This window comes from Paenibacillus terrisolis, assembly GCF_056171975.1.
Window position 1 is genome coordinate 1 of the sequence record NZ_JBKFGG010000039.1, and the last position, 16,813, is coordinate 16,813.

Annotated in this window: 11 protein-coding genes; all 11 read right to left on the reverse strand. The window is 47.6% G+C overall.

Features of this window, described 5'->3' with window-relative positions; translation table 11 throughout:
* Positions 1–277, reverse strand: a 277-nt coding sequence (locus tag ACI48K_RS22310; RefSeq protein ID WP_475029850.1) for a hypothetical protein, incomplete at its 3' end; no start/stop codon positions are given.
* A gap of 31 nt (positions 278–308) precedes the next feature.
* Positions 309–1,442: a hypothetical protein gene (locus ACI48K_RS22315; protein ID WP_475029851.1), complete on the reverse strand. Its 1,134-nt coding sequence runs from the start codon at positions 1,440–1,442 to the stop codon at positions 309–311.
* 537 nt (positions 1,443–1,979) lie between these two features.
* Positions 1,980–2,864, reverse strand: coding sequence for a YitT family protein (locus tag ACI48K_RS22320; RefSeq protein ID WP_475029852.1), 885 nt, complete (start codon positions 2,862–2,864; stop codon positions 1,980–1,982).
* 240 nt (positions 2,865–3,104) lie between these two features.
* Positions 3,105–4,215, reverse strand: a protein-coding gene (gene prfB, locus ACI48K_RS22325) for a peptide chain release factor 2 (RefSeq protein ID WP_475029853.1) whose coding sequence is annotated in 2 segments (ribosomal slippage) — positions 3,105–4,142 and positions 4,144–4,215 — 1,110 coding nt in all. Because the reading frame shifts where the segments join, the coding sequence is not laid out codon by codon here.
* 140 nt (positions 4,216–4,355) lie between these two features.
* Positions 4,356–6,863, reverse strand: a complete 2,508-nt coding sequence (gene secA / locus ACI48K_RS22330; RefSeq protein WP_475029854.1) for a preprotein translocase subunit SecA — start codon at positions 6,861–6,863, stop codon at positions 4,356–4,358.
* 222 nt (positions 6,864–7,085) lie between these two features.
* Positions 7,086–7,637, reverse strand: a complete 552-nt coding sequence (gene hpf / locus ACI48K_RS22335; RefSeq protein WP_475029855.1) for a ribosome hibernation-promoting factor, HPF/YfiA family — start codon at positions 7,635–7,637, stop codon at positions 7,086–7,088.
* Positions 7,638–7,738: 101 nt separating this feature from the next.
* Positions 7,739–8,149 (reverse strand): bacteriohemerythrin, encoded by a 411-nt coding sequence (locus ACI48K_RS22340; RefSeq protein WP_475029856.1) that lies wholly within the window; start codon positions 8,147–8,149, stop codon positions 7,739–7,741.
* Between the two features lie 858 nt (positions 8,150–9,007).
* The gene (locus tag ACI48K_RS22345; RefSeq protein ID WP_007132290.1) at positions 9,008–9,205 is read right to left on the reverse strand and encodes a cold-shock protein; all 198 of its coding nucleotides are present in this window, start codon (positions 9,203–9,205) and stop codon (positions 9,008–9,010) included.
* A gap of 300 nt (positions 9,206–9,505) precedes the next feature.
* Positions 9,506–11,395 (reverse strand): glycosyltransferase, encoded by a 1,890-nt coding sequence (locus ACI48K_RS22350; RefSeq protein ID WP_475029857.1) that lies wholly within the window; start codon positions 11,393–11,395, stop codon positions 9,506–9,508.
* Between the two features lie 13 nt (positions 11,396–11,408).
* Positions 11,409–12,503 carry a glycosyltransferase gene (locus ACI48K_RS22355; protein WP_475029858.1) on the reverse strand — a complete coding sequence of 365 codons (1,095 nt, stop codon included), beginning with the start codon at positions 12,501–12,503 and terminating at the stop codon, positions 11,409–11,411.
* Between the two features lie 73 nt (positions 12,504–12,576).
* Positions 12,577–16,809 (reverse strand): IPT/TIG domain-containing protein, encoded by a 4,233-nt coding sequence (locus ACI48K_RS22360; RefSeq protein WP_475029859.1) that lies wholly within the window; start codon positions 16,807–16,809, stop codon positions 12,577–12,579.
* Between the last annotated feature and the right edge of the window lie 4 nt (positions 16,810–16,813).

Genomic DNA, 16,813 nt, shown 5'->3' on the forward strand with positions numbered 1-16,813 from the left:
CCGCATCCTGCACAATCGGCAGCATCGATTCGGCTTCAGCCTTGGTTATCTCCAAGCCGTCTTGTTGATCCATCATCATCAAGGTACGGAAGGTGGTCATCATCGTCATCATGCCTTCGCCCAATTGTCCACCCCGTCCCCCTTGCTGACCCGGGGAAGCCGCAGCGTTGACGCCTGCCGCAGCCGAACCGCCGTTCCCGCTTTCCGGAGCGGAGGCGCCGGTTTGTGCGTTGCCGCATGCGCTGAGAAGCATCAGCGACATCACGCCCACTCCCATGATCTTACTCCAATGCTTCATGTTCGGTCACTCAGCTCTCCTGTTGATCAGCCGGAGGCTGCACAAATTGAGGGCGCTCTCCGTGGTGATCGAACCCGGCTCCGGCCGGTTTGCCCGGGAGCTCTCCGTTGACGGTTTTGGTAATGAGGTCCGTTAACGCGGTAAGCGCCTTGTCATATTGGTCCTGTGTCAGTTTGCCGTCCTTGAGAAGCGTATCCAGACGTTCTTTCTCTTGGCTTACCAACAGATCGGTTACCTTGGACAAATCGATGTTTTGCGCGGCCGCGATGTCAGCCAAAGTTTTGCCTGCCTTCAAGTCTTCCTTCAATTGGTCTGCGGTGAGCCCAAGCGCGGAAGCAAGTTCATCCGAAGCGCCAAAAAATCCCCCGCCGCCAATGCCTTTGAACCCTTTGCCGTCTTGCGGCTTGAATTCTCCGTTCACGGTTTTCGTGATGCGGTCCGTCAAAGCCGTGAGCTCCTTGTCGTATTGGTCCTGCGTCAGTTTGCCGTCCTTGAGAAGCGTATCCAGACGTTCTTTCTCTTGGCTTACCAGCAAGTCGGTTACTTTGGATAGATCGACGTTTTGCTCTTCCGCGATGTCAGCCAGAGATTTACCGGACTTTAGGGCCTCCTTCAGCTTGTCTGCCGTCAGTCCAAGCGCGGCGGCCAAATCGTCCGAAGCGCCCGGTAGACCGTCATGGCCGATGCCCCGGAACGGCTGAGTCCCTCCGCCAAATCCTTTGGCATCCAGAAGTTTGTCCACGAGGGTGGAGAAGTCGATGGTTTTCGTTTCACCTTGCTTAGAGGTATGGGAAGCCTGAGCATCCTCCAGCCATTTCACGATTTGCGCCTTCAAGTCGTCGCGCGAAACATTGTGCTCCGCGGCGATATCGGCCAGCGATTTTGTGGAAATCTCTTGTTTGAAGGTAGCTTCGTCTACATTCAGGAGCTTAAGGAGGTTGTCCTGAATATCCCCAAGGAAACCGAAGCCTTTCATGTCATTATGTTTGATATGCAATTTGGACGGAGCGTCGGAAGGCGTTTGAGCAGGAGCTGTCGCTCCGGATGGTGAAGCAGCTCCCGCATTTTGGAGTGGAACGGCTCCTCCCAAGAGCAGCACCGCTGCCGCCATGGACCCGGCAATAAGTATTTTTTTGTTCTTCATTACGTTATTCCACCTTTCCATATTTTGAGAAGCTTACATCCTCCATCTTATCCACCTAACCTGAATCCCCCCTGAAAGCAGCCTTAAAAGATGCTAAAAAAGCCCTCCCTTCCCAACTATATAAGTTGAACTTATTACTTTCTTTTGTTCAAACTTATATAGTAGATCAAACCAGAAGCAACGCGGTTTGATCTGCTGGTGACTACCTCCATGGCTAATTGCCGATGCCACATAAAATAGCGGCACGTTCTGATCTTATTTTACGACTCCCTGCGTGTTGCTCCTCAATTGGGGAACCTTTTACCTTATTTCCCAGCAAACAATGAAAAAAGAGGCCATTTCCAGGCATTTTGAGAAAATAACGCCCTTTATGTCCTCTATTTCACGCAAAACATGCGATATCGCCTCAATAGCGGTATTTTGTGCCCCTATATAGGCTTCGGAGATGCTTCTGAATTTTCAACAGGCCAATCGGGCGTTCCATCAAAACATTCCGTCAGGGCATTCTGTCAGACCAACCCTCTTGCGCATATCCATTTATACTCGCTTAAATCCTTCGCCCAATACTTCATGGGCATTGGTAATGATCACGAAAGCCGTGGGATCCAGCGTCTGCACCAGCGTTTTTAGACGGGTCACCTCGCTTTGGTTAACCACGACCATCAGCACGATCCGGTCATCCCCGGTATACCCGCCGCGGGCGCTCAGTTTGGTGAGCCCCCGGTCCAGATGCGTCAGAACCGCATCCGAAATCGCTTCCGTCTGCTCGGCGATGATGTAAGCGACCTTCGTATAATTGAACCCCAGCTCGATCGAATCGATGATTTTACCGGTTATGTATAACCCAATCAACGCGTACAGCGCTTTTTCCGGCGACAGGATAAACCCGGCGAGTGTGATTACGGTGCCATCCATCATCACGACGCAGACGGATAAACTGAGTCCCGTGTATTTTTGGATGATTTGCGCCAATGTCGACAAGCCACCGGTAGAACCCCGGCCCCGGAATACGATGCCAAGCCCCAATCCCACCCCGATGCCGCCGTATAACGAAGCAAGCAGAGGATCTGTGGTGGGAACCGGAAAATCCTTGGTTACAAACACAAACAGAGGCAGTACCACCGTCCCTAGTAAGGAACGGATCGCGTAATCCCTGCCCAGCAGCAAAAAGCCCGCGGCAAACAAAGGAATGTTAAGCGCCCACTGGGTGTAAGCGGGTTCGATCCCCAGCAGCGATTGCACGATAATCGATATGCCGGATACTCCGCCGGAAGCGATATGATTGGGCACCAGAAATAAATTGAACGCTAATGCGGTAATCAGTGATCCCACAATGATCATTAGCGTATCGATCGTATGCCGGATCGGCCCATTTAAAGGAATTAACTCATTTAGTCGATTTCTGCGGACTTTCGACGGCATTGCTGCCCCTCCTTGGAAACTTTCGTGGTTGAAGCGATATTGTTGGCCGAACAAGAAAAATCCCACCCCCGCATGGCCCTGCCGAAGGTGGGATGACAAAACTGAGGTCAGGCAGAATCCGAATCCCTAGGATCGAAGTGATCGCGCGGCGATGAGCTGCATGGCGCCGATCGGTCAAAACCTCATGCGCTTACGCCGGATTCGCTGCGTAAAACATTCGGCTCCAATCCAGTCGCCGGATTAGTTCTCGGTACGGATTTGGCTGCGCAGGTACCCGTCGATAAAAGCATCCAGATCCCCGTCCATCACGGCGCCAACGTTCCCCGTTTCCACCGAGGTCCGGTGATCCTTCACCATGCTGTAAGGGTGGAACACATAGGAACGAATTTGGCTGCCCCAGGCGATATCGGATTGTTCGCCGCGGATTTCGTCCAGCTCCTTTTGCTGTTCCTCGAGCTTGCGCTCGTACAGCTTGGAACGAAGCATCGTCATCGCGCGCTCCCGGTTTTTGATCTGCGAGCGTTCGTTCTGGCAGGTGACTACGATCCCTGTCGGGATATGGGTGATCCGCACCGCAGAGTCGGTCGTATTGATGTGCTGACCGCCCGCGCCGGTTGCCCGGTACGTATCGATCTTAAGATCTTCAGTGCGGACCTCAATTTCGATATCCTCGTTGATTTCCGGCACCACATCGCAGGATACAAACGAAGTATGTCTTCGCCCGGACGCATCAAATGGGGAAATCCGCACCAGACGGTGCACGCCTTTCTCCGCTTTGAGATACCCGTAAGCGTTATAGCCTTTAATTAGCAGCGTCACGCTTTTAATCCCGGCTTCATCGCCCGGCAGATAGTCCAGCGTTTCCACCTTGAAGCCGCGTTTTTCCGCCCAGCGCGTATACATTCGCAGCAGCATCTGTCCCCAATCCTGGGACTCGGTACCGCCTGCGCCCGGGTGCAACTCCAGAATGGCGTTCATTTTGTCGTAAGGCTGGCTCAGCAGAAGCTCCAGCTCGAAGTCTTCAAGCTTCTTCACGAGCGCAGTTACGGAACCTGCGATTTCGTTCGCAAGCGATTCATCGCCCTCTTCATCGGCGAGCTCCGCCATCATTTCAATGTCGTCGTATTCGCTTTGCAGCACGTTATATTGATCCACGGAGGATTTTACCGCATTCATCTCGGCAATAATGCCTTGTGCCTTATCGTTGTCGTCCCAAAAATCCGGGGCCGACATCTTCTCTTCAAAGTTCGCGATCATTTCCTGTTTGAGGTCTAAGTCAAAGAGACCCCCTAAGATTGGATAATTTCTTGGCTATTTCCCGCATATCTTGTTTCACATTCGGATCGATCATGCCGTTTGGCCACCTTCCTGTTATAAAATCGTCTTTAGGCGCAGAAACGGGGACGCCGTCCACCGTGGACGGTCCCCCCGCTCCTTACCGCATTCAGTTCATTGTACCTTATATTATAATGCTGCGCTGGTTCGGTCCGGTTACGCGTTTTGACCGTGGCAGTGCTTGTATTTCTTGCCGCTGCCGCACGGGCACGGATCGTTGCGTCCGATTTGCTCGCCGCGATGAACGGGGCGTTTCTCGGCAGGCTCGCCGCTGGTGGAGATTTTGTCTTCGTCCACAACCGCTTGACGTTCCTGGTTGGTTTCAATCTGTGCTTTCATAAGATATGTCGCAACTTCCTCTTGGATGCTGGCAACCATCGCGTTAAACATTTCATAACCCTCGAACTGGTACTCACGCAGTGGATCGGTACCGCCGTATGCACGCAGGTGAATCCCTTGACGCAGCTGATCCATGGCGTCGATATGATCCATCCATTTGCTGTCTACCGAACGCAAAGCGATAACCTTCTCGAACTCGCGAACCATTTCCGGTCCGATCGCCTCTTCGCGGGTATCGTATTTGGCAAGGACAAGACCAAAAATGTGTTCAACCATTTCTTGAGGTTCTTTCCCCCACAGGTCGTCTCTGGTCAAAGAGCCTTCGTCCAGCATTTTGCTGTTGACGTAATCGGCCACTTCCTGAAGCTCCCAGTTCTCAGGAATCTCGTCGCTAGTATGAGCCTCAACGACTCTTTCGATCACCGGCTTGATCATATCAAGCACAATTTGCTTAATATTTTCCGATTCCAGCAATTCGCGGCGCTGTTTATAAATGATCTCCCGCTGCTGATTCATCACGTCGTCATATTGAAGCACGACTTTACGCACGTCGAAGTTATTGCCTTCAACCCGTTTTTGCGCGGATTCAATCGCACGGGTGATCATTTTGCTCTCGATCGGCTGGTCTTCTTCGAAGCCGAGGCGGTCCATCATATTCAGCACATTGTCCGCACCGAAACGCTTCATCAATTCGTCGCCGAGCGACAGATAAAACTGAGTCGAACCCGGATCGCCTTGACGTCCGGCACGACCGCGCAGCTGGTTATCGATCCGGCGCGATTCGTGGCGCTCGGTCCCGATGATATGCAAACCGCCAACATCGGACACGCCTTCCCCGAGCAAAATATCGGTACCGCGGCCCGCCATATTGGTAGCGATCGTTACGGAGCCCGGTTCGCCGGCGCGTGAAATGATTTCCGCTTCTTCTTTATGATACTTCGCGTTCAGCACTTTGTGCTGGACGCCTTTGCGTTTCAGCATTTCCGAGACGCGCTCGGAGTTCTCGATCGACACGGTACCGACGAGTACCGGCTGATTATTTTTATGCCGTTTGACGATTTCTTCGACCACGGCTTTGAATTTGCCGTCTTCGCTCTTGTACACGACGTCGGCCATGTCCGCGCGTTGGTTCGGGCGGTTCGTCGGAACTTGCAGCACTTCCAGGCCGTAGATCTTCTTGAACTCTTCTTCCTCCGTTTTGGCCGTACCGGTCATCCCGGCCAGCTTGCGGTACATCCGGAAGTAGTTCTGGAACGTGATCGTAGCGAGCGTCATGCTCTCGTTCTGAACCTCGATGCCTTCCTTCGCTTCAATCGCCTGGTGAAGCCCGTCGCTGTAGCGGCGGCCGGCCATCAGACGTCCGGTAAATTCGTCGACGATCAGCACCTCGTCATCCGTCACGACGTAATCTACGTCACGGCGCATAATAACGTTCGCCTTGAGCGCTTGAACAACGTGGTGGTTCAGGGTAATGTGGCTATGATCGTACAGGTTATCGATGCCGAAGGCGCGTTCCGCTTTGGCGACCCCTTTTTCGGTCAGGGACACGGCCTTGACTTTAATATCCACCGTATAGTCTTCTTCCACCGTCAGCGTCTTCACGAAGCGGTCGGCGGCATAATACAGCTCGGTCGATTTTTGCGCCTGGCCCGAAATGATCAGCGGCGTCCGCGCTTCGTCGATCAGGATGGAGTCCACTTCGTCAATGATACAAAAGTACAGCGGGCGCTGTACCATTTGCTCTTTATAAAGGACCATGTTGTCCCGAAGATAGTCAAACCCGAACTCGTTATTCGTGCCGTAGGTAATATCGCATGCATAGGCTTCCTGTTTGGCTTCGTGCTCCATACCGTTCAGGTTGACCCCAACGGTCATGCCGAGGAAGTTATAGATTTGCCCCATCTGCTCGCTGTCGCGCTGCGCCAGATAATCATTGACCGTTACGACGTGAACGCCTTTGCCCAAAAGGGCATTCAAATAGACCGGCAAGGTCCCGACCAGCGTTTTCCCTTCACCGGTTTTCATTTCGGCGATGCGGCCTTCGTGGAGCGCCATCCCCCCGACAAGCTGCACATCGAAATGACGCATGCCCAGCGTTCTCTTGGAAGCTTCTCTCACCGTCGCAAAAGCTTCCGGAAGAATATCTTCCAGGGCATCTCCTTTTTCGATCCGCTCGCGGAATTCAACCGTTTTCGCTTTCAACTGCTCGTCCGATAGCGCCTCAAATTGAGGCTCTAATGTATTAATATAGTCCACCGTCTTCATAAGACGTCTGACATCACGTTCGTTCGTGTCGCCAAATATCTTTTTCACTAATCCCAGCATGATTTACCCCTTTCACGCATAAACAGATGATTTGCCTAAATTGTAACAGTTTGTAAGGCATGCCGCAACAAGCCCCGTCACTTCTTCGCTGCGGTAAAGCAAGGCTTTATACGAATAAAAAGCCCTATCCGCGGGCGGATAAGGCTCGTTCCCTTTTCGTTCAATTGCAGGAATTACCACTCGATTCATACAATCGTCATGAATGGATACGATTCTATCGTGCTAATCCTGCTCGATCAATCCGTATTTGCCGTCGTTCCGCTTGTAGACCACGTTAACCGCTCGGGTGTCGATGTTGGAAAAGACGAAGAAGTTGTGTCCAACCATATTCATTTGCAAAATTGCTTCTTCCACATCCATCGGCTTGAGGGTGAAACGCTTCGTCCGGACGACCTCCAGCTCGTCATCCATTTCGTCCAATGCAACGGAACCTCCGGCCGCGCCTTCCACAAACAGGCTCTTTGCAGTGCCTTTTTGACGGAATTTACGGTTGATTTTCGTTTTGTGCTTGCGGATCTGGCGTTCCAGCTTGTCCACAACGGCATCGATCGATGCATACATGTCATCGCTGCGGTCTTCAGCCCGGAGCACAACGCCAATGAGAGGAATCGTAACCTCAACGGCGTGCAAACCTCGTACGACACTCAAGGTGACGTTTCCATCTGAGGTGGGGGGTGCATCAAAGTACTTGTCAAGCCGGCTGAGTTTCTTGTCTACGTAGTCACGCAAGGCCTCAGTCACTTCAATTTGCTGTCCTCGAATACTAAAATTCATAGGGCACTCCTCCTTTGCTTTGCACCTTTATTATACCACAGATGTTAGGGCAAAGTAAAAAGTGTAAATCCCTCGTAAAGCAGCGTGGACAGGCACCATTTTTACGATACGGCTTCGTTATTTTTGATGAATTGCCCCAGCAAAACATCCGTCTTCGTAATGTGATTGACCAGCCAATCGACCAGCAGCCGGTTCAGTTTAATGGTCGACAAAATGGATGGGCCGCTTTCCTGTACGGAACGCTCCATTTCCAAAACCTTCTCCATAAACCCGGCATGAATCTGCTTATGGATTTCGTAATCGGGATAACCCACTTCCAACATCAAAGCTTCCTCATGGACAAAATGTTCGGCGGTGTAGTCTTTCAGAAAATCCAGGGTCTCCAGAATTTTCTCTTTCCCGCTGTGGTTCGTGCAGGCTTCCATGAAGTCATTTAATCGGGAGATCAATACCTTGTGCTCTTCGTCGATCTTGTCCACCCCGACGGATAATGCGTCTCTCCATCCAATCATCACCATACACCTCCGAATAGTTTAGTATTATTCCATAATATGGCCTCAGCGAGATGCCAGCAATATGATGAATCATACTATTCCCTTGCGAAAAGCCCGTTTTCTACAAAATTCCTGAAAAATTCATGGATTAAAGGGCTAGCCGCAGTTGCCCCAAAACATAAATCTAAGTCAAACCACCTCCCCAACGGAAGGCCTTTTCGACACACTTTTCACCAGAGCATTTTCGTTAGAAACGAAATCAACTTTGTCTATGGACGATTATGGCTCTAGATAAACCGGAAAATTCCCATTGGAGCTCGAAATCAATTTATGTACAATCCAATAACGGGAAATGCTTCCGCTAATTTGAGCAAAATGGAGATTTGCCACGATTTAACTGGAAATACTCCCACTGATTTCGGTAAACGAGCAAGTCTACGGACTAAATTGACGATTTAACTGGAGGATTTCCAGTTAGTATTCCCTCAGATCATGGCGCAGGGCCATTAGCAGGAGAATTTCCAGTTAGTGTGTTCCCTAGTCGAGAAATAATTTTAGTTTTGGATTTATAAGTCCCGGTTTCCTCTACAGCCGGATCAAAAACCGTGGTAGCATTGACATCCTATGATAACGTCTGCTTCAGACGATTTTTAGCTATTATAAGCGCGGGCTTACACCACCCACATAGAAACTGCATCCCAATTGTAGACAACAACTAACAATTTGGGTCCCTTCAATTGCGGGCGGTTTTCTCTTCCCCTCACTCTGGCTGAAGACATAAATAAAGACCCCAGGTTCCCCCAGGGTCTGTTGCTAGCGAATCTTCAATAGTTAACCATCGTACCGTTCATATGTAGGTCGGCTGTGCCGGGATGATTATAACTTGATTACGTTAGCGGCTTGCGGTCCACGAGCGCCTTCAACGATTTCGAACTCGACCGATTGTCCTTCTTCCAAAGTTTTGAAGCCTTCAGATTGAATTGCGGAGAAGTGAACGAATACGTCGCCGCCTTCTTCAGTTTCAATGAAGCCATAGCCTTTTTCTGCGTTGAACCATTTTACTTTACCTTGCATGCACTAACATTCCCTTCGTTATCAGATAAGAGTGTGAAGCCTGTGTGACCAAGCCCACATTTCTGACTATACCACCCCAACTTATTCAGTGTCAATTACCAAAGAAAAGGTTTTACTGTAAGAAAATTGTAAAACCTTGTCGATTCGGTGATTTTCACTCCATTTGACGAAGTAGTCAGCAAGCATAAGCAGAACGGGACCTGATATTTAATTAACCCCGAAGGGGAGGGGTGAAACAGTGAGGGGCTCAACTACTGCCCCCGTAAACATAAAGTGACTCAAAAATTTGAAACCTGGAAATTACATCAAATTGCTTAATGTAATTGACCCTGCCCAAGGAGACTCCGGGTCAAAATTTCTCATTTCATTTAACACCTTCTCTGCTTCATTCACCATCCGCTTCTTAGCCAAAAGTTGCAATAGTTCGTAAGCATTAGAGAACGATCTGCTTAACATATACGCTTGATCAGCATAATAGATTGCATCGTCCAACATGTTTAAATCCTTCAATATTTTCCGGACAAGAACATAAATCTTTTGATTTTCTTGGTTTTTTTCCGACTCAACGATAATATCCAGGGCAAGCTCACTGAAACCATACTTGTGAAGATGAGACGCCATTAAATATCGAAGAATCGGACTTTTCGTAATTTGAATTAATCTTTCAAATTCATTAAACTTTTTTAGATGTAATAAATCTTCGCACATCCAACTCCAATATTGTTCCGATTCGGCCGTCAAAGCCAACTCCTCAATCGGTTGTTTCAAAATAACCCGATTCCAAAATCTCCATTCTTTTTCACGCAAATTAAATAGCTCTTTATATTTCAGCATCAGTTCGTTATTCTGCGTCAGAAAACTGATTAATAGGATATCCCGCCGGTGCTCTTCCAGAACATTTTGGTGTAAATTCCACAATTCTCTTGCGGCCTCAAAGTTATTATCAGCCATGTTTATCCACGCTTCGACATTTTCCGGCACTTCCACATGGTAACATTTTATAAGTTCGATCGCTCCGGGATGTCTGAGACGATATAATACAGCTATCATCTGTTCGAGCCTCTTCGTCTCATCAAATGGCCAAATTCTGACCAATGCGTCAACGAAGTCCCGCCCTCCCATATTAGGGTATAGATCCAAAAATATTTTTAAGAGGTAGAGTAAATCCGGCGCCTCTTTAACAGCTTCAAAAAAATGCCCTTTTGCCGTATTATAGTCGCCCTTCAGCATATATAGTTCTGCCAATTTTCCATGCGCCATGTAAGAACCGGCCCCTTCATGATTGCTAAATTGAATCACATCAGGGCTCTCGCCAATCTCCAAGCATTTTTCAAAACAATGAATAGCATCCTCTAAATAATTTAAGTGCTCATAAATCAAGCCAAGCCGAAACGAGAAATCAGCCTTGGCAGGGTACAGCAGCACGCTGTCCCGGCACACTTCTATTGCCTCTTTAAAACGATTTAATTCGGTTAATGACCTTATGATGAATATCAACACCCTAGGCGTAAACGAAAGATCCTGGCCCAATGAAAAAGATTTTTTAAGAGCTTCCAATGCCTCTTCATGCCTGTTTCCAAGCGATAATTGCATTCCTAAATTATGATAATTAAAGGCAGTCGGATTTGCTTTAACTTCTTCTTGGATGATCTTCATATTTCTTTCTTCTTTGCTCTTATTATGAACGATTTCAGCTGTATAACCGTCGTGATGAATAAGAGTTTTCATGAAATCGTAGGTCAAGTTGGTGTGCTTCAATAGATTGATCTGCTCATGAAGCGCCCCTTCATACTTTAATTCGGGATCATTTTTAAATAACCGAACAAATTGATGGTACTCGGCAAATCCGGAACCCAAATCATTTCTAATCCTTAAAAAGTAGAAATCGCGATCTAATGGTTGCTGAAGATTCTCACAACCTGCTCCTAACCATTCATCTGCATCTAACTGCAAAATATAATCGCCGGTAGCATATTGCAGCGCATAATTCCGAGCTTCCGCGAAATCGTTGGTCCAAGCAAAAGTGTATATTTTATCCGTGTACCGTTGGGCTATCTCTACAGTACTATCCGAGGAGCCTGTATCAACAATGATAATCTCGTTTACAATATCCTTTACGCTTTCTAAACACCTCGCAAGACACCGCTCTTCATTTTTAACAATCATGCATAACGATATTGTAGATGACATAGGTTTAGACTCCTCAATTTCGATTAGTAAGTGCCTCTAGTCTGCTTTTTGCGTTCTCAAAACCTTGCTCAGAGCTTAAATTATAATGTTGAAGCGCCATACTGAAATTACCTGTAAGTTCATAATATAAAGCCAAATTAAAGTGCGCTCTGTAAGTGCCAACTCCTACTACGGACTCATACTTTTGCGTGTTGGCTTCCCCTAAACGAATACAAGCTGTAAAAGCTTCGGGAATGAGAGAGAACCACTCAGGTTTTTGGGACTCTATAAGTCCGGATCCGTATATAAAATATAAATCGGTATAATCCGGATATATTTTGAGAGCCTCCTGAATAATCTTGAAGAATTCATCCCATTTCTTTAGTTTCATATTCGTTTTTGCCAGATGAAGCAGCAGTGAACTATAAAATTGCGGGTAGGGGTGCACGATCTTACCAATCGCCTTATTATAAAAATCAAGGGCGTTTTCCCAGTTCTCCATCGGCTCATATGACCTTCCGATTTGAAAAAGAATATACCCATTGTCTTTGTCCTCTTCAAGTTCCATAAACAGTAAATTTAAATTTCGCTCGCCTTTATTTTTCCATTTAATTTGTTCTTTCGCGTACCCGTAATGATTGAGCACGATCTTTGAGTTCAATGAAAAAGGTGTTTCTCCGGAACAAAGCAATTGTTCGTGAATGCGACCATAATATTGGAAGTGAGGATGATTCGGAAATAACCGGGTAATCCAAGAAGTCGAGACGGTATTACCATCCGTTATGTTCTGAATCCCCACGCGCAAAACCTTTCCAGGATTACTTTCCAATAACCGGCATGACTCTTTAAGCGAATCGCTGTTGGAATCTAATTCCTCGTCGGCATCCATCATAAATATATAGGAACTTCCTGCGAGGCTGATGCAGTAGTTTCTGGCTTCAGAGAAATTATCGGTCCATTGGCGCTGAAACACCTTCGCCCCCAATTCCTCTGCTATTGTGCAGGTCGCATCCGTAGAATTGTGGTCTACGACAATTATTTCCTTAACAAATGGTTTTATGGATAAAATGGATTTCTGAATATGCCGCTCTTCATTATGCACAATCATGCAAACAGAAATATCGTTCATATTATCTTACTTCCCTTCATAGAAAACAACAGGTGCCCTCTCTTTCAGACACCTGTTGTTTTGGAGCCGCTACTTAATTATAAGTGAAACCATTTGCCAATACTGAGAATTGACCATCTGCATTAACCACTTTCACTTCTACTGGCCCCGTTACTGAAGAAGCCGGAACACGAACCTGAATTGTGCTCACGTTGTAGAAGGAAGAAGCAGTTAACACTCCATTGATATAAACCTTAGAGGTACTCTCAAAATTAGTTCCGTTTACATTAATAATATACCCGCCATTTTTCGATCCATTATTCGGAGTTATTCCCGTAATACTCGGCGCAGGCTTGGCTGCCGGAGCCGTGTAGGTGAAGCCGCCGGTCAAAGTGACCGATTGCCCATCGGTATTGAGCAACTTAATATCTACGGGACCAACCACCGTACTTGCCGGTACCTTTGCTTGAACTTCGGTCGAACTATAGTACGTCGATGTAGTCTCGACATTGTTGATAAATACCTTCGCCCCGGAAGCAAAACCCGTTCCTTTTAGAACTACGATTGCCCCTCCGGTATTTAACGCACTGTTAGGTGTTAACGAAGTCATCGTTGGCGGTGGAGGCAAAATAAAATTGAGCCCACCGGCCAATGTGCCAGTCTGACCATCCGGATTAATGACCGTTACATCTACAGCTTCCGCATGGCTCCAAACCGGCGTTCTCACTGCCAATTGGGTCGCACTATAGAATGTGGCTGACAATTCCGTACTGCCTAATCTTACTTTGGCGCCACTTACGAAATTTTTGCCGACGACCATAATATTGGTGGGAGTTGCGGTAACGACTTGTCCAGGAGATACGGAATCCACAACTGGAGCTGGAGGAGGAGGAGGAAGAATATAAGTGAAGCCCCCATCCAGAACCGATTGTTGTCCATCCGCATTCACTACTTTAACGCTAACCGGACCTGCCGTGCTTGACTTAGGCGTTTTAATTTGCAATTCCGATGAAGAATAGAAAGTGGAAGAAATTAAAACATCATTGAAATACACTTTTGAGCCCGATTCGAAATTCTGCCCTTTTACCGAGACGATCGTTCCCCCCGTCGTTTCACCTTGATTCGGGGTTGTGCTCGACACAACGGGTGCCGGTTTCGGTGGCGGTGCGATATAAGTAAATCCCTTCTCCAAAACCCCAATTTGTTTATCCGGATTGACTACTGTAACGTCAACAGCTTCCCCGGTTGTCCAAGCTGGGGTACGAACGGCTACTTCTGTAGCACTCATGAGCGTAGCGCTTATTTCAATTTGTCCGAAACGTACTGTTGCGCCTTGTATGAAATTGCTCCCTTTAATGGAAACATAAGTTCCCCCGGCTTGTGGCCCGGAATTAGGAGTGATGCTCGTCACCTCTGGTGCGGGCGGTGGCGGCGGCGTTTCGAAAGTAAACGACTGAGCTAGTGTCGCAGTTTGACCATCCGGGTTTACAACCGTAATATCTACGGTTTCAGGAGAAGCCCAAACCGGAGTTTTGAATACCAATTGGGTTGTTGAGTTAAACGTTGTAACTGCATCCTTTGTCCCGACTTTGACTTTAGCACCATTTACAAAATTTGCACCCGTTAATGTTACCGCTGTTCCTCCCGTAATCAAACCCTTATCAGGAGAGAGACTCGTAATTTCTGGAGGTGGCGGCGCAATATAGGTATAAGCGTCGGAAAGAACTGCCTCCTGACCATCGGGATTTACAACCTTCACTGAAACTTTTCCCGAAGTAGGCCACGCCGGCATTTTAACATTGAGTAATTCCTTGCCCATATAACTGCTGTATGCAGTAACCTGGGTATCGTTAAAATACAACTTTAGTCCACTAGCGAACTCAGTACCCTTAATAGCTACGATGTTCCCCCCCGCTTGAGGGCCGGAAGAAGGCGTTACGCTTGTAATCGTTGGTCCAGGTGGTGGCGGGGGTGCGATGAATTGGAACGCATCCGGTAATACCGCTTCCCGACCATATGAATCTACAATTTTAACGTCTACTTTTTCCGCCGAGCTCCAAACCGGCGTTCTTACATTGATTTGCGTAGCAGTTAAAGAAGTTACCGGAACTTGGATCTGATCAAAATATATTTTTGATCCAGCGACAAAACCCGTCCCGCTGATTGTAACCGCTGTGCCGCCTGCCAATGGTCCTTCAGCCGGTGAAACTCCGGTTAATGTTGGAGCAGCCGGAAGCAAGAAAGTAAAGGCATCTGCCAAACTTGCTTCTTTTCCGTCAGGATTCACCACTTTCACGTCCACGGTTATATCGCCTGTCCAAGCAGGAGTTTTAAACTGAATTTCACTGCCGTTAATATAAGTCACGGCAGAAACAAGCGTGTTATCAAGGTAAACTTTTGCCCCATTCACGAAATAGCTGCCTTTTACCGAAACAACTGTTCCGCCTGCAATCGGTCCTTGTGTAGGAGCAATGGAACTAATAACAGGTTGTGGGTACTCATAGGTAAATCCTTGATTCAATTCGCTGTATTGTCCGTCGGGATTAACCACTTTTACCTTAACAATTTCTGCGGTAGCCCATTGAGGTGTTGTTATCGTAAGAGTAGTGCCCGAGATGAACGTAGCCGGGACTTCTTTGCCGTTAAAATATACTTTTGCACCGTTTATAAACCGATTACCGGTTAATGTTACAGCATCTCCGCCCAGCGTCAACCCTTTATTAGGAGTCACTGACAGAAGTTCCGGCCCAAGAATATAACTATATCCGTCTGCTGCAGTAACTTGGGTGTTGTCGGGATTAATGACTTGGACGTCTACGGAATCCGCAATGGCCGAAGCCGGCGCCTTAACCACGATTTGCTTCGGCGAGAATGAAACTACGGTTGCAGGCAGATCACCGAATTTGACCTGTGCCCCCGACAAGAAATAGTTCCCGTCGATTGTGACATTGTTACCGCCAGCAAGCGGCCCGTAATTAGGCGTGATGGCCGTAATAACCGGTTGCGCATAGTAACGGTATGAAGCTGTTGCAAATTGTCCGTCGCTATTTGTAACCTTGACTTGAACGGATCCTTGCACCCCCGCAGGAGCTGTTACGATCAATTTGGTCGAGTCAACATATTGCACGGAAGTTGCGGGAGTTGTCCCAAAAAGTACTTGCGGATTCGCTCGGAAAAAGTTACCATTAATTACAACGGCTTCCCCACCCTTGATATTTCCGTTATCCTCAACGACCGAAGTAATTACAGGTGCCGGGTAAGCTACGGTTATAATAGGGTTAGGTGCACTAAACGAATGGGCTACGCCTGAATAATCCTTATATTTAACACTGATATCCTGGCTGCCTGTAGATAATCTTCCGACTCGAGCGCCTACCTTATGCTTGATCTTGTACTTGTAATTCAACGTTTCTTTCTTCAATTCGTTGAATTTCCAAGTAAGCGTGTTACCGCTTACGGTAGGAACGGGAATATTGTCGTCGTAAGACCCGGGAACGATTTCAAATTCGGGTGCAACTGTATCCGTGATTGTCACGTCATAAGCACTTGCAACACCGATTTCGTCAACAATCGCTTTGTAAATATCCGCCAATCCGATCGAGCCTAAAACGAAATGATGATGATGCGCAGTTGTAGCCATTTCTTTCAGCAATTCATTTGGAGCGCTTGTATCAGGGTTTTCATTCGTTTTCAATAATGCGATCGTATAGAAGACAATGCTCTCTTCTTTAGCGATATTCGCTTGTTCCAATGCCTTTAAGCGGGCATTATCAACCGGAGCCGGTTCTGTTGCCTCGCCGTCAGTTAGGAGAAGAATAACTGGTTGAGCATCAGGTCTGTGGTTGCTCAATAGTTCGCGAGATTTCTTGATAGCGCTTTCTGTATTTGTCCCACCGCCCGCTTGAATTCCGCTTATGTAACTCTTCAAATCCGCAGGGTTAGTTGACAAATCCTTGTACTTTACATCACTAGAGAAATCGACTATTCCAACCCGATGTTTCGAGAAATCCACCAAGTCAATGAATCCTTGAGCCGCTGACTTGGCATTAGCCATTTTGTCCTCTCCATTATTGTTGCTCGGGGCCATACTTCCCGAACGGTCAATAATCAGGATGATGTCATTTGGCTTAACAAAATTAACATCCCCCGAACCCTTGACCTCCAGATTGATGTCGGCCTCTCCTCCTTCCAAAATATTGGATGGATTAACCGTTTTAGTCACTTGGACCGCTTCGGTAGCTGCAGCTGTAGTTGACAGCGGTAGCTGCAACAAAATCAGAATGGTCGATAAACTGGCATACAGCAGCTTACTTAATGACTTTTTCATTCAC